This is a genomic window from Streptomyces sp. NPDC059255 (assembly GCF_042752355.1).
In the GTDB taxonomy this organism is placed as follows: Bacteria; Actinomycetota; Actinomycetes; order Streptomycetales; family Streptomycetaceae; genus Streptomyces.
In genome coordinates this window covers 230,653-250,599 of the sequence record NZ_JBHYZP010000003.1, presented here as the reverse complement: position 1 = coordinate 250,599, position 19,947 = coordinate 230,653, and the positions used below count along the sequence as shown (strand labels likewise).

Sequence of the window (19,947 nt, the reverse complement as noted above, 5' to 3'; positions counted from 1 at the left end):
ACCGCCCCCTCCGATTCCGATCACCTGGTCACCGATCGCGTAGGCCGCTCTCGTAAGGCGATCTCGTACGCCGGTACCGTAGGAGCTCCCCTTGAGGGAGGTTCAAGCCGTGGATGACGGCACGTGGAGCATCGGGGAGCTGGCCCGGCGCGCGGGCGTCACCGTCAAGACCGTCCGCTTCTACTCCGACCGCGGTCTGCTGCCGGAGACCGCCCGCAGCTCCGGGGGCCACCGCCGGTACGGTCCCGAGGCGCTCGACCGGCTCCGGCTGATCCGCTCACTGCGTGCCCTCGACCTGCCGGTCCCCGATGTGGGCCGGGTCCTCGGGGAGGAAGCCGCGCTGGAGGACGTCGTCGCCCGGCGACTGCGGGAGCTCGGCTCGCGGCTGGCAGCCCTGCGCTGGCAGGAGGCCGCGCTCCGGTCGCTCCGGGAGTGCGCCGCCGGGGAACGCGCCGAGCGGCTGCGCCTCATCGGCGCCGTGACCGCGCCGCCCAGCACCGCAGCGCTGGCGCGCTTCTGGCGCCGTGAGCTGCCCGCGCGGCTGCCCGCCAAGCTGCGCGCCTCGATCGTGGACGCGGTGGTTCCGCAGCCGCCCGCCGATCCGGCGCCCGACCAGGTCCTGGCCTTCGCCCGGCTGCACGCGCTCGTCTCCGGCGCCAGGCCGCCGGCCGACCACTGGCGCTCCCCGGCCGGCCGGTCCATGTGTGGCAGGACCGACGAAGAGGTGCGCCCGGCAGTGCTCTACGAAGGGCTCAGCGAGGCGTTCGACCTGGCCTCCGCGGAGCTGCGGGCCCGGCGCGCGCCGTACGGGGGCGACGCGCTCGACTGCTTCGTCGCCGCGCACGCCCGTACGTACCGCGCCCGGGACACCCCCGAATTCCGGCGGCGGCTCCGCGTGCTGCTCACCGTGACCGCCGATCCCGTCCTCGACCGCTACTGGGAACTCAGCGGCGAACTGACCGGCCCCCTCGAACCGACGCTCGGCGCCGCCCAGGAGTGGCTGCGCGCCGCCCTGGAAGCACAGTCGGCCCGTCCGGGGCTTCCGGCATGACCGGGCGGCCTCCGGCACACGTCTCGCCGCCGGTCTTCCTCACCGCGCCCCGGCCGACCAGTACGACCGTGCTCCTGCGCGCCGCCGGCCCCGCGGAACGGGTGGCCCCGGCGGACCGTCCCTTCCTGCGCCCGGCGGGCACCAACTCCGCCGAATAGTGGATCCGGCAACTCACGTTACACAGACGTGAAAATGATGTGCCCCTGGTGTGCCCTAATCGCCGACGACCCGCGAATGCCTGACATTTGACACGTTGCAGCGGCGGCTCGGATCTGCGTAGCATTCACCACCGACGGAATCCGCGCCACGATCCCGTCTCGCGCCGATGGCCACCGCTGTCCGCCGGACGCCGAGTGGCGAAGACCTCCCCCGACGCGGAGTGGAATGAAACCCCGGTGGAATACCGGGGAAACAGGTCGTTCGCCACGCTCACCCCCACATGCAAGAATTGAGCGCAGGGCAGGCACGTGAAATTCACGAGTATGGACGAGTTGAATGTGACGCCGGGACTCCTGACCGTCTGGCGGGCCGTGCCGCGAGGTGTGGAGCAAGGGACGCCGCAGGGCGTGGAGGGCGCCGCCGGGTGGGTGGTCGATGGGCGGGCCGCCTCGTATGTGCAGGAGGCGCATATCGCCGGGGCGTTGGCGGGCGGGCGCGGCGCGGAACGGGATCCCGCCTGGCTGGCCACTGCTTTTGAGCTGCCCAGAGAGGCCAGGGCAGAGGGCGGGGACACGGGCGGGGGCGGGAACGGGGTGCTGGAAGCGGCGCTGCTCGCGTGGATCGATCGGCATGAGTCGCTGCGCAGTCGGCTGGTGCCCGAGAAGACGTCGCGGGGCGGGCTGCGGCGCGACACCCTGCCGGTCGGGGGAATCGCACTGCGGCGCACCGCCGAGGGGAATTTCACGTGCGGGAAGTCGCTCGCCTCCCGTATTGAGGAGGTGTTCGACGCGGAGACCGATCCGCTCGACTGGCCGTCCTTCGTGTTCGCGACGGTCGAACACACCGATGGCCACACGCTGTATCTCGGATTCGACCACTCAAATGTGGACGGGTATTCCATCCTGCTCATCGCCCATGAAATACATGAGCTGTACGCGGCGATCTCCTCCGGAACCCGGGCCGCGCTGACCGAAGTCGGAAGTTATCTGGACTTCGCCGACATCGAACGTGAATACGCGGCACTCGTGCACACCGAGCACGCGGCCGTCGTACGGTGGCGGGAATTCCTTGGCTCCGGGGGCGGCGGGCTTCCCGAATTTCCCGCACGGGGACGGGGTGAGCGGGGCGACCGGGGTGGTGAGCGGGGTGGCCCGGGCGGTCCCGGGCGGGAGCAGATCGGTGGGTGCGAGCGGCTGCTCGACGCCGACGCGGCCCATGCCTTCCAGCGCGCCTGCCGCCCCCACGGCGGCAATTTCCTCACCGGTGTCCTCACCTGTCTCGCCCTCGCGGCCCGTGAAGAGGAACAGGGGGAGGGGGAACAGGGGGAGGGGGAATTGAGGGAGGGGGAATTGGAGTGGGAGTCTGGTGAGTTCCGGGCGCTCACGCCGTTCCACACGCGCGGCGACGCCCGGTGGGCGCACTCCGTCGGCTGGTACGTCGGGCTGGCTCCGCTCCGTTTCGCCGTGCGTCGCGGCGACTCCTTCGCCGACATCCTGACCGCCGCCTCCACCGCGCTCGACGGGGCCGGGGAGATGGCGGCGATCCCCTTCCCCCGGGTCTCCGAACTGCTCGGGAGGCGGCTGGAGCCGCGGTTCGTCGTGTCGTACATGGACATGCGCAGGACGCCGGGCGCCCGCCGGTGGGGCGAGTGGAAGGCGGCGGCGCTGCGCAGCCGTCGCGTCCATCCCGACGAGGTCTACCTCTGGGTCAACCGCTCGTACGACGGTGTCCACCTGAGCTTCCGCCACCCCGCCACCGAACCCGCCCGGCACGCCGTCTCCCGCCTCGTCGCCGGGACCGGGCGGCTGATGCGCCGTATCGCCGCCGAGGGCGTGCCCGGCACGGCGGTCCACGTCCAGAACGTACTCCCGCGGGACCTCGTGCCCGCCCGACAGCAGGAGCCCGCCCCGTGTTGATGACACCCCTCGCCGAACTCACGCCCGCGCCAGGTGAGTTGGTGAGTTTCCAGGTGCCCGGGTCCGTCCCGGTCACCTCAGCCGTCTCACCGGTGCCGCCCTCGTACGTCCAGGAGAACCACGTACGGCGGCTGCTCGCCCACCGCGCGGCGGGCCGGGCCCAGTCCGCGTGGGTCGGGATCATGTACGACGTGCCGGGGCGGCTGGACACCGGCGCCATGGCCGCGGCGCTGCGCGCGTGGATGCTGCGCCACCCGACCCTGCTCAGCTGGTTCTCCGTCCAGGACGGCGGAGGCATTCTGCGCCATGTCGTCGATCCCGCGGGTGTGTCGGTCGAGGCCGCGTCCGCCGGCGCGTACGACTCCCCCGCCGCCATCCGCGACTGGCTGCTGGAGCTCTTCGACACCGGTACGGACCCGCTCGACTGGCCGCCCTTCGTGGTCGGTTCGGTGGTACGGGACGATGTCTCGACCGTCTACTACGCCGTCGACCACTGCCACGGCGACGGCCTCTCCGCGCTCCTCGTCTTCGCCGAACTGCGCGCGCTGTACGAGGCGGCCGTGGCCGGGACGGTCGCGGAGCTTCCCCCGGCCGGCAGCTACGTCGACTTCTGCGCCCTGGAGCGGGAGCGGTCCGCGCTGCTGACGCCCGGCTCGCCCGAGGTGCGGCGCTGGCTGGAGTTCTTCCGCGCCGGGCCGCCGCCCACCTTCCCGCTGGACCTGGGGACCGAGCCGGGCGCGGCCTACCCCAAGCTCTCGCTCTCCGTGGACCTGCTCGACGCCGCGGAGACGGACGCCTTCGCCAAGGTCTGCCGGACCCACGGCGCCGGGTTCTCCGCCGGGGTGCTCGCCGCGCTCGGCATCAGCGGGTACGAGCTGGGCGGCCACGACACGTACCGCGCGCTCTCCGTCGTCCACACCCGGGACGAGCCGCGCTGGCTGCTCTCCCAGGGGTGGTTCATCAATCTCGTCCCCGTCGAGTTCCCGGTCCTCCCGAGCGTCCCGGACGCGGGGGACGCGGCGGACGGCGGGCTCGCCGAGGTGCTGACCGGCGCGCGGACCGCCTTCGCACGGGCGCGCGAACTCGCCGGGGTCTCCCCGGTACGGGTCGCCGAGCTGGTCCCGGGGCTGGCGGTGCAGTCGGGCGCCGGGGCCGTACTGCCCATGGTGTCGTACGTCGACCTGCGCCACGCGCCCGGTTCCCAGGACTGGGCGGAGGCCAACTGCCACGGGCTCGCCGGGCCCGGGACCAGCACGGACGTGCCGATCTGGGTGAACCGCCTCTGGGACCGTACGTACGTCAAGGTCACCTACCCGGACACCGCGGCCGCCCGCGCGAACGTGCCGCGCTTCCTGGAGCGGCTGCGGGACGTGCTGCGCGAGATCGCCCGGACCGGTGCGTACCGGGTGCGGGCCACGGGGGACTGACTCCGTGCGCGTCACGACGATGGACCGGTACGAGCCCCCGCCCGGCCGGGCGGTCGAGTTCGTGCCGTCCCCCGCCGCCCTCCACGCGGCGGCCGGCTCCCCCGCCGTCCCCGTACCGCCCTCCGTCAACCAGCGGTTCCATCTCGCCACCGCGGAGCACACCCCGGCCGGCGCGGGGCACTGGCTCGCCTGCGCCTTCGACCTGCCGCCCGGTCCGGTCGATCTCGACGCGCTGCGCGCCGCGTTCGAGGCGTGGGGGCGGCGGCACGAGACGCTGCGCAGCGGCTTCCGGGGGAAGGGCACGGAGCCGGAGCGGTACGTCGTGGCGGCTTCCGCGTACGAACTGGTCGCGCGGGACGCCGGAACCTACCCGAGCGGCGGGGCCGTACGGGAGTGGCTGACCCGGCGACTCGGCGCCACCTGCCGGCCGCTGAGCTGGCCCTCGTACCTCTTCGCCGTGGTGGTGCGCCCCGGCGGCGGGACCGTGTTCTGCGGGTTCGACCACTGCAACGCCGACGCCTACTCGCTGGCCGTCGCGGTGCGGGAGATCCGGGAGGGGTACGCCGAGGCCGAGGCCAGAGCCGCGGGTGCCGGTCCCGCCGGTGCCGGTCCCGCCGGTGCCGGTCCTGTCGGTGCCGGTGCCGTCGGTACCGGTCTCGGTTCTCCGCCTGCTACCGGCAGCTTCGTCGACTACTGCGCCGAGGAGGCCGGGCAGGCGTCGGCGGCGCGGTCGGTGGACGCCGGGGATCCGCGGGTGCGCGGGTGGGCGGAGTTCTTCGCCGGCTGCGGCGGGACCACGCCCGCCTTCCCGCTCCCCCTCAGCGTACCGCCCGGCGCGCGGGCCCCGCAGGGCACCGACACCCGTCCCCTGCTCGGCGCGGACGCGGCGGACGCGTTCGAGGCGCGCTGCCGGGCGGCCGGGGGCAGCGGCTTCACCGGCGTGCTCACCGCCGTCGCGCTGGCAGCGCGCCGGCTCGGCGGCGGCGACGTCCTGCGGCTGTGCACACCGCTGCACACCCGGTACGAGGCGCGGTGGACGCACGCGGTGGGCTGGTTCACGACGGTCGCCCCGCTCACCCTGGACATCACCGGCGTACGCGGGATCGAGGACGGCGTACCCGCCGCGCGGGACGCCTTCCGGGCGGCACGGACGCTGGCCGAGGTGCCGTTCGCGCAGGTCCTGCCGGTGCTGGGCGGGGCCTTCCGGCGGACGCGGGACGACGTGTTCATGGTGTCGTACATCGACTACCGGCGGCTGCCCGGCTCGGAGCACCACCGGGCGGCCGACGCCCACCACATCAGCAGCGTCACCACCGCCGACGACGCGCAGTTCTGGTTCTCCCGTACGCACGAGGGGCTCTTCCTGCGCTCGCGCTTCCCTGCGGTCCCGGCCGCCGGAACGGTGGTCGGCGGGTTCGCCGACGCCGTCGGCCGGGCGCTGGCCGGGCACCGGTCCTGACTCCCGCCCCGACTCCGACCCGGCCCCGGCCCTGATGTGCCTCGTGGTTCTTTTCGTCGTTCTTTTCGTCATACGGTGTCAACCGGACCGCCTTCCCGAGGCGTATACCTCCTGAGATCCGTTCACGTCCGGGGAGCCGCATGACCGTCGAGACCGTCGAGGAGTTCCGCGAGGCGCTCGCGCGGGCCTGGAACCGACGCGTGCGGCGGGTCCAGGACACCGGGCCCCCGGCCGAAACGGATCAGGCTGAAGGGGCCGACCGGACCGACACGGCCGACCGGACACGGCATCCCCCCATACCCGGGCCGGCCCCGCGCCGGCCCCTGCGTGACCGGGTCCGCCATCTCCTGCGCGACCCGGCCGCCCTGGCCCCGTACGCCCTCGCGCTCGCCCTGTTCGGCGCGTACGCCACCCTCGCCGTCTGCCGCTACCGCAACATGGCGACCGCCTCCTGGGACCTGGGGATCTTCGAGCAGGCCGTACGGTCCTACGCCTCGCTGCGGACGCCCGTCGCCGACCTCAAGGGCCCCGGGACGAACATCCTCGGCGATCACTTCAGCCCCGTGACCGCGCTCCTCGCGCCCGCCTACCGGCTCTTCCCGACGCCCGTCACCCTGCTGATCGCCCAGGCCGCGCTGTTCGCGCTCTCCGCCGTCCCCGTCACCCGCGCCGCCGGGCGGCTCCTCGGCCGCCGCGCCGGGCTCGCGCTCGGCGCGGCGTACGGCATGTCCTGGGGCCTCCAGCGCGCGATCGCCGTCGACTTCCACGAGATCGCCTTCGCCGTCCCGCTGATCGCCTTCTCCCTGGAAGCCCTGCTCGCGCACCGCTGGCGGGCCGCCCTGTGGTGGGCCGTCCCGCTGGTGCTGGTCAAGGAGGACCTGGGGCTGACCGCCGCCGCCCTGGCGCTGCTGGTGGCGGTACGGGCCCGGCGTACGCCCGCGTCGGGACGGATCGTCGCGCTCGCCCTCGGGGTCGCGGCGCTGACGACGCTCGCCGCGTACCTCACCCTCACCGTCGTCATCCCGGCCTTCAACTCGGCCGACACGTACGACTACTGGGCCAAGCTGGACGGCGGGAGCGGTCCGCTCGACGGTGCCGACGTCAAGTTCCGTACGCTCCTGTGGCTGCTGCTGCCGACCACCGGCCTCCTCGCGCTCCGCTCCCCGCTGCTGCTCGCCGCCCTGCCCACCCTCGGCTGGCGCTTCCTCTCGGCGGAGGAGCACTACTGGGGCACCGCCTGGCACTACAGCGCCGTCCTGATGCCGGTCATGGCCCTGGCGCTGGCCGACGCGTGCGCGGGCGTGCGCCGCGCCCCGCGCGCCCGCCCGTGGGTGCGCTCGTACGCGTACCACCTCCCCGCGGCGACCGCCGCCGCCGCGCTCGCCCTGACGACGTCGCTGCCGCTCTCGGCACTGACCGAACCCTCCGCATACCGCGTGCCGGAGCAGATCAGACAGGCGGAGGCGCTGCTGGAGCGGATCCCCGACGGCGCGACCGTCGAGGCCAACATCGCCCCGATCAGCCGGCTCACCTCCCGCTGCCGGGTCTTCTGGGTGGGCGGCACGCGGGGCGTCACCCCCGACTACATCGCGCTCGACAACCGGGGCGGCCGGGTGACCGACCCGCCCGCGTACGCGAGGAATCTCCACCCGAAGGCGGCGTACCGGGTGGCCGGCGAGGCGGGCGGCTTCCTGCTGCTGGAGCTACGGTCTTGACGGCGGGGCGGGCCGGATGAAATGGGACGGGATCGGGTTGGGTCGGATGGCTGAGCAGGCGGCGGGGCCGCGCCGGGTCTGGTACACCTCGTACGGTTCCAACACGCATCTCGGCCGTCTGACCCACTACATCGGCGGCGGCCGTCCGCCCGGCGCCGCGCGCGCCCACCCCGGGTGCCGGGACCGGCGTCCGCCGGCCGTCTCCGTGCCGGTCGAGCTGACGGGCGCGCTGTACTTCGCCACCGAGTCGCTCCTGTGGGGCGGCGGCCGTGCCTTCTACGACCCGGACGCCCCCGGCCGGGTCCTCGCCCGCGCGCATCTCGTCACCGTGGGGCAGTTCTCGGACATCGCCGCCCAGGAAATATACCGGGAGCCGGGCGCCGACCTCGATCTGTCGCGGGTGCTGGCCACCGGCCGGCAGAGCCTCGGGGACGGGCGGTACGAGACGCTGGTCCGCCCGGGGACGCTCGACGGCCTGCCGCTCCTCACGTTCACCGCGCCCTGGCACCTGGACGACGTCCCGTGGAACCCGCCCTCCGCCGCCTACCTCGGCCATCTCCGGGCCGGCCTGCGGGAGACGGGCGCCTGGGACCCGGCCACGATCGCGGCGTACCTGGCGGGCTGCCCCGGCGCGGCCGGGCACTGGAGCGCGGCGGAGGTGGCGGCGCTGGACGAGGTCGGCTGACGACGTCAGCTGAGCCGGCCGGCCTCGCCTCGCGTGACACGGACCACGCGGCCCGTCGTCCTCGCCTCCTCCGCGGCCCACACCACCCGGTGCGTGGCCAGGCTCTCCTCGCCCGTGGACCGCAGCAGCGAGCGGTCCCCGGTGGCCACGGCCGTGAGGAACGCGTCGGTCAGCGTCTCGTCGCCGCCGCCGTGGCCGTCCTCCGCCGCGGTGTCCGTGCCGGTGAGGGGGTCGGCCACCGTGTCGGTCACCGTCTCGGAGCCGTCGCGGAAGTCGACCACCCGGAGCCGGCGCCCGTCACCGTCCACGAAGCCGTGCGTGCCGAGGAGCTGGGTACGGCGCTGCGCCATCGGCGTGAAGGCGCTCATCGTGAACGAGCAGGTGGCCCCGGACGGGAACTCCATCGCCACCACCTGGTGGTCGACCACGTCGTTGTCGCACGCGTACACGCACCGCCCGTACGGCCCGGTCCGCAGCGCGTCCAGCACGCCCCGCTCGGTGTGGTCGGCGGTGACCGCCGAGAGCGGCCAGAACTCGTCGTCCGGGTCGCCGAGACAGCCGAGGTAGAGCCGCTTCGCCGAGTACGGGCAGCCGGGCTCCAGCGGACAGTCGAGGCAGCGCGCGGTGGCGCCGGGCGGGGTGTCCTCGGTACGGAAGTGGGTCAGGCTCCCGAAGGAGCTGACCCGGTCCGGGAGTTCGCCGAGGACGTGCACCAGCCAGTCGATGTCGTGGCACGACTTGGTCAGCAGCATGGGGGCCGAGGTGTCCTGGCGGCACCAGTTGCCCCGTACGAAGGAGTGCGCGTGGTGCCACCAGCCGACGGGTTCGAGGTGCTGGACGCTGACCAGCCGCCCGATGCGCCCGCTGTCCAGCAGGTCCTTGAGGGTCCGGGTGTACGGGGTGTGGCGCAGGACGTGGCAGACGGCCAGCATGACGCCGGCGCGGCGGGCCGCCTCCGTGATGGCGGCCGCCTCGGACTCGGTCGTCGCCATCGGCTTTTCGAGGAGCAGGTGGTGACCGAGCCCGGCCAGCGCCACGGCGGGGCCGGTGTGCTCCCGGTCCTGCGTGGCGATGACGGCGGCGTCGGCCGTCCGCCCCGCCGCCGCGAGTTCACGCCACCCGGGGAACACCCGCTCCTCGGGTACGGCGAACTCGGCGGCGGCCGCGGCGCGTCGGCGCGGGTCGGGCTCGGCGAGCGCGACGACCTTGCCGGCTCCTCCGGCGACGGCGTGGCGTGCGTAGGTCAGCCCGCGCAGACCGGCGCCGACGAGCGCCAGCCGGACCGGGGGTGTCGTTCCGGGCATCCCGCTCTCCCTCCGTGGGTGATGTCAGCTCGCCGCGGGCTCGGGCTCGGGCTCGGGCCCTGGCTCGGGTTCAGGCCCCGGATCGGGCTCATGTTCCTCTACCGGTTCCGGTTCCGGTTCTTCCGCCAGCAGCCGCAGCAGCCGGGCCACCTCCCCGGCCATCGCGTCCCGCCCCGGGCCCAGATAGCGGCGCGGGTCCACGGTCCCGGGGCGGGCGGCGAGCCGGTCCCGTACCTCCGCGGTGAAGACGCCGTTGAGGTGCGTCGAGATGTTGACCTTGCGCATCCCGGCGCGCACCGCCGCCACCAGCGTCCGGTCGTCCACCCCCGACGAGCCGTGCAGCACCAGCGGCACCGGCACCGCCGCGTGGAGCTCCGCAACGAGGGCGAGGTCGAGCGCGGCCGTGCGCCGGGTCATCCGGTGCGCGGTACCGACCGCGACGGCCAGCGCGTCCACGCCCGTGTCGGCGACGAAGCGGGCCGCCTCGGCCGGGTCGGTCCGTACGCCGGGCGTGTGGGCGCTCTCCCCCGCGCCGTCCTCGGCCCCGTCCTTGCCGCCGACGGCGCCGAGTTCGGCCTCGACCCACACCCCGTGATCGTGGCACCGGCGGGTGATCTCGCGGGTGCGGGAGAGGTTCTCGCCCCAGGGCAGCAGGGAGCCGTCGTACATGACGGAGGTGAAGCCGAGCCGTACCGCCTCCTCGACCAGCTCGGTGTCGGTCGCGTGGTCCAGGTGGAGCGCCACGGGTACGCCGCTCTCCGCGATCGCCGCGTGCGCGGCGGCGGTGAGCGGGCCGAGGGCGCCCCGGTACGCGGCGGCGTTCTCGCTGATCTGGACGATGACGGGGAGGCCGGCCCGGGCCGCGCCCGCGAGGACGGCTTCGAGCTGTTCGAGGAGGACGACGTTGAACGCGCCGACGCCGCGCGCGGTGCGGCCGACCAGCTGGCCGGTGGGGGTCAGAGGCATGGTTCCTGTTCCTGGGACATGGTTCCTGTTCCTGGCGGATCCGGAGAGGGGGCGGAAGGACGGGCCGCGTCAGAGGAGGTCGACGGCCCGCAGCGACGGCTGGAGCAGATCGCCGTGGGCCAGCACCATGGCGTCGCACAGCTCCCAGATGCGTTCCACGGGCAGCGCGGCGGCGGTCGCCGGGTCCGCCATGGCGGCCTGCCGTACCGAGCGCGGGTCGTCCTCCAGCGCGGCCCTGACCACCAGGTCGTTCATGCTCAGATAGCCGCGGTTGAGCGCGGCGCACTGGGCGGGCAGGGCACCGATCCTGGTCGGCTGCACGCCCGACGCGTCGACCAGGCACGGGACTTCGACGGTGCCGGTCGCGGGGAGGTTGTCGATCAGCCCGTGGTTGGGAACATTGCCGTAGACGGTGCGCGGGGTGCCGGTGACGATGCTGTGGATGACCTGGGGCGCGTACTCCATCGTGGCCTCGACGTCGAGCGGGGTCCCGGCGCCGAGCGCCTCGCGGGTCTTCTCGTACAGGGCGACGTTCTCCTCGACGATCCCGAGGTACGCGCCGACGGGCAGCCGGAGCCGTTCGATCTCGCTGTCGTGGTGCAGGTACCAGGGCACGTACTCGGCGGAGTGCTCGCTCGTCTCGGTCGGGTAGTAGCCGAGGCGCCGGTACATGTCGACGCGTACGCGGCGCCGCAACTGCGGGTCGGCGGCGATGAGTTCGTCGAGCCGGGGGTAGAGATCCGTGCCGTTGTGCTCGAACCGCAGCAGCCACGCCTGGTGGTTGACGCCGGCGGCGCGGTACGTGACCTCCTCGTACGGGACGTTCAGCAGGGCGGAGAGGTCGCGCAGCGTCCAGTAGACGGAGTGGCACAGGCCCACGACCCGGGTCAGTCCGGTGGCGGCGGTGAGGTACTGGACGTTCATCGCCATGGGGTTGGTGTAGTTGAGCAGCCAGGCGTCCGGGCACAGCTCCGCGATGTCCGCGCCGAGCGCCTTCAGTACGGGGAAGGTGCGCAGCGCGCGGAAGATGCCGCCGACGCCGAGGGTGTCGCCGATGGTCTGGCGCACGCCGTGGCGGGCGGGCACGTCGAAGTCGGTACGGGTCGACCCGCCCATGCCGACCTGGATGATGTTGATGACGAAGTCGGCGCCTGCCAGGGCCTCGCGCCGGTCCGGGTGCGCCGTGACGGTGACGTACGGGGTGGCCTCGGCCCGGTCGGCGATGTGGCGGGCCGTGCCGTGGGCGGTCGCCAGCCGCTCCGGATCGATGTCGTGCAGGGCGATGTGGAGGTCGCGGAGGTCGGGAAAGGCGAAGAGGTCCGTCAGGAGCCCCTGGGTGAAGACGACGCTTCCGGCGCCGATGAAGGCGATCTTCGTGGTGGTCATGAGACGTTCTTTCCGTTGCGGGGACCATTGCGGGGACCGTTGCGGGTGTCGTTACGGGTGTCGTTACCGGTGTCGTTACGGGTGGAGACAGAGGGAAGCGCGGAATCCGCCTCGTCCCGGGTCGGCTGGGCGGGCGTGCCGCCGTACGCCCGGGTGGACAGGGCCCCGCAGACGGCGGCGAGTTCGAGCGCGTCGGCGGCGGAACGGCCCGCGAGCAGGCCGGCGACGAAACCCGCGTCGAAGCTGTCGCCCGCGCCGACGGTGTCCAGCGGCTCGGCCGGGATGCCCCGCGTACGGAGCGCGGCGCGGCCGTCGTGCACCAGGGCGCCGTCCGCTCCGTCCTTGACGGCCACCAGCGGTCCGCGCAGGGCGAGTCGGCGCGCCGCCTCCTCCAGGGGCGTGTCCTCGGGCAGTCCGGCCAGCGCGCGGGCCTCACGGGCGTTGGGCAGCAGGACGTCCGTGACGGCGAGCACCGCGCCGAGCCCACCGGAGCCGCCGGGACCGCCCGTCTCCCACTTCCCGGCCGGGTCGTCGTTGGTGTCCAGCGAGGTGGTGGCGCCCCGTTCGCGCGCCGTGCGGAAGAGCGCGGGCAGCGCCTCGGCCAGCCGTGGCAGCAGGAAGTACGAGGCCGCGTGCACATGGCGGCTGTCGCCGAGCAGCGCCTCGGGTACGTCGTCGGCCCGGGTGGCGGCGAGGGTGCCGGGGGCGGTGAGGATCGTACGGTCGCCGTCGCCGCGCGTCACCACGACCGTCAGCGGGGTGGACAGCGCGGGGTCGACCCGTACGGCGCTGGTGTCGACGCCCCGGGCGGCGAGCGCCGCCGTGACGAAGCGCCCCGCCTCGTCGTCCCCGACGCGCCCCGCGAAGGCGACCTTCAGCCCCAGCCGGGCGGCGCCCGCCGCCATGATCGCGGCGGAGCCGCCGAGGGTCAGCAGGCCGGTGTCGACGAGTTGTTCACGCTGGCCGAAGGCGAGGGGCGCGTCGAGGGGGCCGAGGACGATGTCGGGGTTGGCATCCCCGATGACCAGCAGATCGAAAGCGTGCGAGGTATGCGAGGCGTGTGAGGTGTCCGAGGCATGCGGCATCCGGTTTCCCTGGGCTTGAGAGTCGGAGAGGTGAGCGGCGAGGTGATCGGAGACGTGAGCGGCGAGGTGAGCGGGGTGATCCGGTCTCATCGCGGGCTCATCCCTTGAGCCCCGAGGAGGTGATGGACTGGACGAACGACTTCTGGGCGAAGAGGAACGCGAGCAGCACCGGCAGCACGGTGATCACGTTGCCCGCCATGACCGCCGACCACTGCGTGTGGTGCAGCCCCTGGAAGGTCGTCAGCCCGAGCTGCAGCGTGTACTGCGTGTCGTGGTTGATGGCGATCAGCGGCCAGGTGAGGTCGTTCCAGGTGGTCAGGAAGGTCAGCACCGCCACCGTGCTCAGCGCGGGCCGCGACATCGGCAGCACGATGAGGAACAGCACGCGCAGCCGGGAACAGCCGTCCATCCAGGCGGCCTCCTCCAGTTCCCTGGGCAGCGACAGGAAGAACTGCCGCAGCAGGAAGACCGCGAACGGCGTGACCAGCGACGGCACGATCAGCGCGCCGAGGGTGTCGATCAGCCCGAGTCGCTTCATGACCAGGAAGGTGGGGATCATCGTGAGCTGGAACGGGATCGCCATCGTCGCCAGCATCAGCCCCATCAGCAGCCGGGACCCGGCGAACCGCATCCGGGCGAACGCGTATCCGCCGAGCGCGCCGAAGACCAGGTTGGACGTGACCGCGACGGCCGAGACGATCAGCGAGTTGGCGAACCAGCGCGGGAACATCGCGTTGCCGAGGACGTAGCGGTAGCCGCCGAGGTCGATCCCCGAGGGCCACAGGGCGGGCGGGAAGCGGTTGATCTCGGCGTTGCTCATCACGGAGCTGAGCAGCAGCCACACCAGCGGGACCGCGAAGACCAGCGCGAGCGGGGCGAGCAGCAGGTGCCAGGCGCTGAAGGGCAGCCATGTCCGGGCCCTGGTGCGCGACGCGGGTGGGGTGGTGACCGTCACTTGCCGGCTCCTTCCAGGGGGACCGGGCGTACGGAACGGCTCCGTACCAGCCGCAGCCCCACGGTGACCACGCCGAGCGCCACCGCGAGCACATAGGCCGCCGCCGCGCCGTAACCGGCCGTGAAATTCTTGAAGGCCTGCTCCCAGATGAAGTAGACGATCACCGTGGTCGAGCCGAGCGGCCCGCCCTTGGTCGTCACGTACACCAGGTCGAAGACCTGAAGGGCGTTGATGGTCTGCCACACCAGCAGGAACACGGTCACCGGTGTCAGCGCGGGCAGCGTGACGTGCCGCAGCAGGTGCCACGGCCCGGCGCCGTCCAGCCGCGCCGCCTCGATCAGGGACGGCTGGACGTCCTGGAGGGCGGCGAGGAGGACGACGACGCAGAAGCCGGTGCCGCTCCAGAGCGAGATCGCCACCAGTACGAACAGGGCCTGACCCGGGTCGGAGAGGAAGCCCTGCGGGGAGATGCCGAGCTGGTGCAGTACGGAGTTGGCGGCGCCGAACTCCGGGTCGAGAATGAAGGAGAACAGCACGCCCTGCGCGGTGGCCGAGATGACGAACGGCACGAAGATCAGGGTCCGGTAGAGCCCCACGAGCCGGATGCGCCGGTTCAGTACGAGGGCGAGCGCCAGCCCGAGGCCGATGGAGAGCGGCACGTACAGCACCGTGTAGACCAGGGTGTTCCGTACGGCCTCGGCGAAGTGCGGATCCTGGCGCAGCGCACGGTAGTTGTCGAGTCCGACCCAGCGGCTGGGGGTGACCAGGTCGTCCGCCTGGAAGGAGAGCAGGAAGGACCAGACGACGGGGACGACGCTCAGCCCGAGGATGATCAGGACGGCGGGCGTGATGAACACCCAGGCGGTCGCGGACTCGCCACGGCGCAGCGGCGACCGGCCCGTACGGAACGGGCGCGCCCCGGCGGGACCGGCCCGCCGGCCGCGATCGGGGTCGGAATCGGGGGCGGAGTCAGGATCGGGGTCGGGGAGCGTGAGCGGGGCGGGCAGTCGCGGCATGGCGGTTCTCCTGAGCGCGGTGACACGGTGTACGTGATGTACGCGGCGTACGCGATGAACGCGGGCGTACGCGGTGTACGTGGGTGTACGCGGTGCACGTGGCGTACACGCGGGTGTACGCGGGTGCACGTGATGCACAAGGTGTGCACGGTGTACGTGATGCACGCCGTCCGCGCGGTCCGAGCGGCCTACGCGGGCGGCGCTGTCCGCGCACGCGACACGGTCAACGCGGGATGAGGAGCGCGGCGTCGGCCTCCCGCGCGCACCGGCGCAGTGCCTCGGCCGGACTGCTCCTGCCGAGGAGTACGGCGGAGATCGCCTGGCCGAGCGCCTGCGATATCTGCGGATACGCGGGGTGCGCCGGGCGTACGCGGGCGGAGTCCAGCGCCCGTGTGAACACCGAGAGCCCCTCGGTCTCCGCGTCCCGCGCCCGCCAGGCGGGCAGCGCCGCCGTCGGCCGGCTCAGCGGCAGGCTGCCCGCCTGGACGTCCCAGCGCACGTCCTGGGCCGGCCGCGTCAGCCAGGTCACGAAGGTACGCGCGGCCCGTACCCGAGCCGGGCCGTTGTCGAAGACCGTCCAGGTGTCGGGCCCTGAAATGGTCATCGGACGACGGCTGTAGCTGGGCAGCGGGACGACGTGGTACTCCATCTCCGCGTCCTGGATGTCGGGCAGCTGCCACGGTCCGGTGACGACCATGCCCATCCGTCCGGCGAGGAAGACCTGGTACATCTGCTCGCTGCCGGGCTTGGGGTCGACGTACACACTCCTCGCCCGGGCGAGCGCGTCCACCGTCTCCAGCGCCCGTACGCCCTCCTCGGCGAACCCGATCGACTTCCCGTCCGGCGCGATGACCTCACCGCCCAGGTCCCACACCATCGGCCACAGCCGCCACACCGTGTCCTCGTCGCCTACCCCCGGCCAGCCGGTGCCGAAGACGGAGCGCCGCCGGTCGGTGAGGCGGGCGGCCGTGTCGGTGAACTCCTGCCAGGTCCAGCCGGGTTCGGGCAGCGGCAGCCCGGCCGCGCGGAAGAGCTTCTTGTTGCAGACGACGGCGAGCGAGTCGATCAGGGCGGGGGCCGCCCGTATCCGGCCGTTGACGGTGACGGCGTCCCGCGCCGGCTCCCAGTAGTCGTCCCACGGGACGGGTCCCGAGCGGAACGTGTCGGTCAGGTCGACCACCGACGGGCTGCGGGCCACGCTCGCGAGGTCCGAGCCGAAGACGTACACGATGTCGGGGAAGGAGCCGGACGCGAGCGCCGCGGTGATCTTCTGGAGCATCGCGTCGGAGAGGACACCGCCACCGGCGTCGACGCGGATCCGGGGGTGGGTACGGTTGAAATCCCGGACCAGCGCCTCGATCGCGGTGCGGGCGTTGTCGGTCTGGCCGTGCCACAGTTCCACCGTGACCCGGCCGTCCGGGCCGACGCCGTCCGCCGCCCCCGCGCCGCACCCGGGCAGCGCGGCGGACGCGGCGGCGCCGAGCGCCAGTCCGGTGCCCCGGCGCAGGATCCCGCGGCGGGACGGGCGCGGCGTACGCGAGTCCGCGGCCATGTGCACCTCCAAGGAGGCGTGCGGAGGACGCACGCCGTGCCGTATCGCCGAAGGCCCTGTTCATCACAACGGGCCGGAGCGCCGGAGCGCCGAACAGAGGAGGTGGCGGGTCAGCAGGTCTGGCGGAGGTAGCCGCTGCTGCCGATCGGCGAGACGTCCATGTCACGGCGGACGATGGACAGCTTGTCCTTCCAGCCCTTGCAGGCGGTGGCGAGCCCCTTGGAGCTGTACTCGATGACGATGACGTTGTCGCCGAAGTGGTCGGTGAAGGAGTCGCACTCGTTCCACTCCCCGCACTCCTCCGCGATGGCGAAGTCGAGCCCGGTGGTGGAGCGGTACTCGGCGAGATCCGCGGTGTTCTTCTGCGCGATCGCCAGGCCCTTCGCGTGGGCGCGGGCGGAGAGCTGGGCGATGTACGCCATGGCGGCGTCGGTGCCGAACTTGCCCCGGCTCCGGTCGTAGCTGTCGTAGTTGTCGGGCTCGACCGCCTGGAAGCCCTTGCTCGCGCAGCCGTCGATCCAGCCGTTCACCTTGGCCGCGATCCGGTTCCGCTTGGCCTCCGTGCTCACGTCCAGGATGGCCTCGTCCCACTCCTCGTCGATGATGACGTTGCCCGCGGAGTCCCGCAGCAGGAGGTCCGCGTCCCACTCGTCCAGCTCGTCGGGCTGCACCTGGAAGGCGTTGACGTAACAGATGTTGTACAGGCCGGGGGCGGGCGACGCCTCGCGGTCACGGCTGACCACGGTCACCCCGGCGGGCGGGGTGTACGCGCCACCGATCTGGTAGTCGAACCCGGCGTGGGCCGGGGGGAGGGTGACGGCCGCGGCCGCCGCACCCGCGGGGGAGGCGGCGAGGAGGGGGGCGACCAGCGCTGCCGTGAGGGCCGCGACCGCGGCGGAGATCCGGCGGGTACGGGCACGATCGATGCTCACTGTCGAGCTCCAGAATGTGTGGGGGGTACGTCCCCGCCTCGGGCCCTGGAGTGACCCTGGCGACTGTGTCCGGGCTTGCGGGGCCGTGGGGGCCCGGGCGCTCACCGGCTAGGCGTACCTCTGACGCGCGGGCCCAGCTCCGAGGCTCGGCTCCGTCGTTTCGAGGAGTAAAGCGATCGAGCCTCCCCTGTGTCAACAGACCACAGAAACACAACTGCGCCCCACGGGCCCCGAGTCGGGTCCGCGCAGGCTCACAGGAGGCTGACAGCGCCGGGCCAACTCCTCCCCAGAATCGGCCCCTAGGGTCCCGTACATGACAGCGAGACACACGGACGAAAAGGACGGAAAGCTCGATAAGGGAGATAGAGGTGCCCAGGCGGAGGACGAGGCGCTGGCGCGTAGCGCGGCGGGCGCCCTGCTGGCGGAGGCGGAGCTGACCCCCAAGCCCGGTCTCCCCGACACCCGCGAGGCGGACTTCGGCGCCCTGCGCTGGTCGGCGGGGTCGCTGGTGCCCGGCCTCGCCGCGATGGCCGCGGCGGCCCGCCGGGCGCCGGACGGGCCGAGCCGGGGGCTACGGGCGGAGCTGGGCTCCATCGGCCGCTCCACCGAGCGCTCCATGGCCCGCGCCAACGCCGGGGCGCCGCTGCACCACGGCGCGGTCTGGCCGCTGGGGCTGCTGGTGGCCGCCGCCGCGCTGGAACCGGCGAAGGCACCGGACGAGCTGCCCGCCGTCGCCCGGCGGATCGTCACCTTCACCGACGGGGCCGCACCGCGCCGCGCCACCCCCGGCTCCGCGGTGGCGTCCCGCTACGGCGCGGCGGGCGCGCGGGGCGAGGCGCGGGCCGGATTCCCGCACGTACGGCGGGCGTTGGCGGCCCTGCGGGGCGCACGGGATGCGGGGGCGCGGGAACCCCGGGCCCGGCTGGACGCCCTGCTCACGGTGATGTCCACCCTCCAGGACACCGGCCTGCTCCACACGGCGGGCCCGCACGGGCTGCGCCTGGTGCAGAACGGCGCCCGTGACGTCCTCGACGCGGGCGGCACGGCCACCGACGCGGGCCGCGCCGCGCTGGACGCCCTCGACATCCGGCTGCGCGCGGCGGGGCTGCGCCCGAGGGGCAGCGCGCATCTGCTGGCGGCGGCGCTCTTCGTGGACGGGCTGTGGCAGCGCGGCGGGACTACTCCTCGGGGCGGGTCCCGGTCCCCCGGTCACCGGCGCCCCGGTCCGCGGGCGGGGTGAGGCGGCCGACCACCTCCGCCAGCTCCATGCAGGCCTGCTCCACCTTCCGCCGGATGTTCCGCTGCTCGGTGACGATCGCCGCCAGGAGCAGCCCGGTCAGCGCGACCGAGCCGTTCAGGGCCTGGATGCTGATCATCGTCTCCGTGAGATCGTGGTGGGTGAACGGGCCGACATGGTCGGTCGCCGCCCAGATCACCACGACGGAGACCAGCAGGGCGCACGGCGCACTGCCCGCCAGCTGGAAGCGCAGGGCCGCCCAGATCAGCAGCGGGAAGACGAGGAAGAGCAGACACAGCGGGCTCCTGGCGGCCACCGGGGTGACGACGACCGCCGTCACGAGCAGCGCCGCCGCCTCCACCCACCGCCGCCCGTGCCCCGGCCCGTCACCCGTCCCCGGCCCCGCACCCGAACCCGCCCCCGTTCCCTCCACGACTCCTTCCCCTCGTCGCTCGTCCCGCTCACGGCCGGCCCGGGGCAGCCGGACCCGGCGCAGCAGGAGCAGCAGCGGGGTGACCAGCAGGACCCCCATGGCGTCCCCGGTCCACCACGCCGTCCAGGTGGGCCAGAACCCGTGCTTCGGCAGCCGGTCGCTGAGCACCAGTACGCCCGTACCGATGGTCGCGCTGATCAGCATCCCGCCCAGCGCGCCGAGGAACACCAGCGCGACCCCGTCCCGCAGCCGGTCCAGTTCGAGGCGGAAGCCGACCCGGCGGAGCATCAGATACGCGCAGACCGGGCCCACCGTGTTCCCTGCGACGATCACGATGTCGGAGGGCCGGAACCCGGCGATGCTGACGATGGTCAGCAAGACACCGAGCGAGATCCCCGGCCAGATGCCGAGGCCCAGCCAGAGCAGGGAGCCCAGGGCGACGCCCGTCGGTGGCCACAGCGGCGTGACGACCACCCCTTTGACGTCCACCCCTCTCGCCAGCCCGAGCTGCGCGACGGCGTAGTAGACGGCGGCAACCCCGAGGACCGGGAGAACGCGAACGAGAGGACGACGGAAACGGCTGAGACGGCGGAATTCTTCGGTACGCACCACACCGGCCATCAGACCGTGCCCTCCGCCGTGCTCCGCCCAGATCGGCCGTGACACGCT

At 73.2% G+C, this 19,947-nt stretch carries 17 protein-coding genes; 8 read left to right on the top strand and 9 right to left on the bottom strand.

Translation table 11 applies throughout. From position 1 onward, the window contains the following. Window positions 1-109 precede the first annotated feature (109 nt). From ACFXKG_RS06745 to ACFXKG_RS06715, 7 genes are all read left to right on the top strand, one after another. Window positions 110-1,051, top strand: a complete 942-nt coding sequence (locus ACFXKG_RS06745) for a MerR family transcriptional regulator (protein WP_384833432.1) — start codon at window positions 110-112, stop codon at window positions 1,049-1,051. Then, entirely contained in the window at window positions 1,048-1,209 is a 162-nt protein-coding gene (locus ACFXKG_RS06740; RefSeq protein WP_384833429.1) for a hypothetical protein, read from the top strand. The genes ACFXKG_RS06745 and ACFXKG_RS06740 overlap by 4 nt, the downstream gene beginning before the upstream one ends. A gap of 324 nt (window positions 1,210-1,533) precedes the next feature. Then, entirely contained in the window at window positions 1,534-3,126 is a 1,593-nt protein-coding gene (locus ACFXKG_RS06735; RefSeq protein ID WP_384833426.1) for a hypothetical protein, read from the top strand. Continuing rightward, window positions 3,126-4,553: a condensation domain-containing protein gene (locus ACFXKG_RS06730; RefSeq protein ID WP_384833728.1), complete on the top strand. Its 1,428-nt coding sequence runs from the start codon at window positions 3,126-3,128 to the stop codon at window positions 4,551-4,553. The genes ACFXKG_RS06735 and ACFXKG_RS06730 overlap by 1 nt, the downstream gene beginning before the upstream one ends. Window positions 4,554-4,557: 4 nt before the next feature. Next, the gene (locus ACFXKG_RS06725; protein WP_384833423.1) at window positions 4,558-6,012 is read left to right on the top strand and encodes a hypothetical protein; all 1,455 of its coding nucleotides are present in this window, start codon (window positions 4,558-4,560) and stop codon (window positions 6,010-6,012) included. 140 nt (window positions 6,013-6,152) lie between these two features. Then, on the top strand, window positions 6,153-7,727 hold the full coding sequence (locus ACFXKG_RS06720; protein ID WP_384833420.1) for a DUF2079 domain-containing protein: 1,575 nt from the start codon (window positions 6,153-6,155) through the stop codon (window positions 7,725-7,727). A gap of 46 nt (window positions 7,728-7,773) precedes the next feature. Next, window positions 7,774-8,412, top strand: coding sequence for a histone deacetylase (locus tag ACFXKG_RS06715; protein ID WP_384833417.1), 639 nt, complete (start codon window positions 7,774-7,776; stop codon window positions 8,410-8,412). Window positions 8,413-8,417: 5 nt separating this feature from the next. Here the strand turns inward: ACFXKG_RS06715 and ACFXKG_RS06710 are convergent, their stop codons facing one another. From ACFXKG_RS06710 to ACFXKG_RS06675, 8 genes are all read right to left on the bottom strand, one after another. Continuing rightward, window positions 8,418-9,716, bottom strand: a complete 1,299-nt coding sequence (locus ACFXKG_RS06710) for a Gfo/Idh/MocA family protein (protein ID WP_384833414.1) — start codon at window positions 9,714-9,716, stop codon at window positions 8,418-8,420. 24 nt (window positions 9,717-9,740) lie between these two features. Then, window positions 9,741-10,682: a ketose-bisphosphate aldolase gene (locus ACFXKG_RS06705; RefSeq protein WP_384833411.1), complete on the bottom strand. Its 942-nt coding sequence runs from the start codon at window positions 10,680-10,682 to the stop codon at window positions 9,741-9,743. Window positions 10,683-10,751: 69 nt separating this feature from the next. Continuing rightward, on the bottom strand, window positions 10,752-12,068 hold the full coding sequence (locus tag ACFXKG_RS06700) for an alpha-glucosidase/alpha-galactosidase (protein ID WP_384833408.1): 1,317 nt from the start codon (window positions 12,066-12,068) through the stop codon (window positions 10,752-10,754). Further along, on the bottom strand, window positions 12,065-13,153 hold the full coding sequence (locus tag ACFXKG_RS06695; protein ID WP_384833405.1) for a carbohydrate kinase family protein: 1,089 nt from the start codon (window positions 13,151-13,153) through the stop codon (window positions 12,065-12,067). Before ACFXKG_RS06695 ends, ACFXKG_RS06700 begins: the two co-directional genes overlap by 4 nt. 97 nt (window positions 13,154-13,250) lie before the next feature. Further along, the gene (locus ACFXKG_RS06690) at window positions 13,251-14,108 is read right to left on the bottom strand and encodes a carbohydrate ABC transporter permease (RefSeq protein WP_384833401.1); all 858 of its coding nucleotides are present in this window, start codon (window positions 14,106-14,108) and stop codon (window positions 13,251-13,253) included. Continuing rightward, the gene (locus tag ACFXKG_RS06685; protein ID WP_384833398.1) at window positions 14,105-15,124 is read right to left on the bottom strand and encodes a carbohydrate ABC transporter permease; all 1,020 of its coding nucleotides are present in this window, start codon (window positions 15,122-15,124) and stop codon (window positions 14,105-14,107) included. Before ACFXKG_RS06685 ends, ACFXKG_RS06690 begins: the two co-directional genes overlap by 4 nt. Window positions 15,125-15,347: 223 nt before the next feature. After that, window positions 15,348-16,676, bottom strand: coding sequence for an ABC transporter substrate-binding protein (locus tag ACFXKG_RS06680; protein WP_384833395.1), 1,329 nt, complete (start codon window positions 16,674-16,676; stop codon window positions 15,348-15,350). A 110-nt stretch (window positions 16,677-16,786) separates the two neighbouring features. After that, entirely contained in the window at window positions 16,787-17,608 is an 822-nt protein-coding gene (locus ACFXKG_RS06675; protein ID WP_384833392.1) for an endo alpha-1,4 polygalactosaminidase, read from the bottom strand. A 313-nt stretch (window positions 17,609-17,921) separates the two neighbouring features. On the opposite strand from ACFXKG_RS06675, the gene ACFXKG_RS06670 reads away from it, so the two are divergent. Beyond that, window positions 17,922-18,848, top strand: coding sequence for a triphosphoribosyl-dephospho-CoA synthase (locus tag ACFXKG_RS06670; protein WP_384833388.1), 927 nt, complete (start codon window positions 17,922-17,924; stop codon window positions 18,846-18,848). Here ACFXKG_RS06670 and ACFXKG_RS06665 read toward each other — a convergent pair. Then, window positions 18,787-19,899 carry an MASE1 domain-containing protein gene (locus ACFXKG_RS06665; protein WP_384833725.1) on the bottom strand — a complete coding sequence of 371 codons (1,113 nt, stop codon included), beginning with the start codon at window positions 19,897-19,899 and terminating at the stop codon, window positions 18,787-18,789. The genes ACFXKG_RS06670 and ACFXKG_RS06665 overlap by 62 nt on opposite strands. Window positions 19,900-19,947 lie beyond the last annotated feature (48 nt).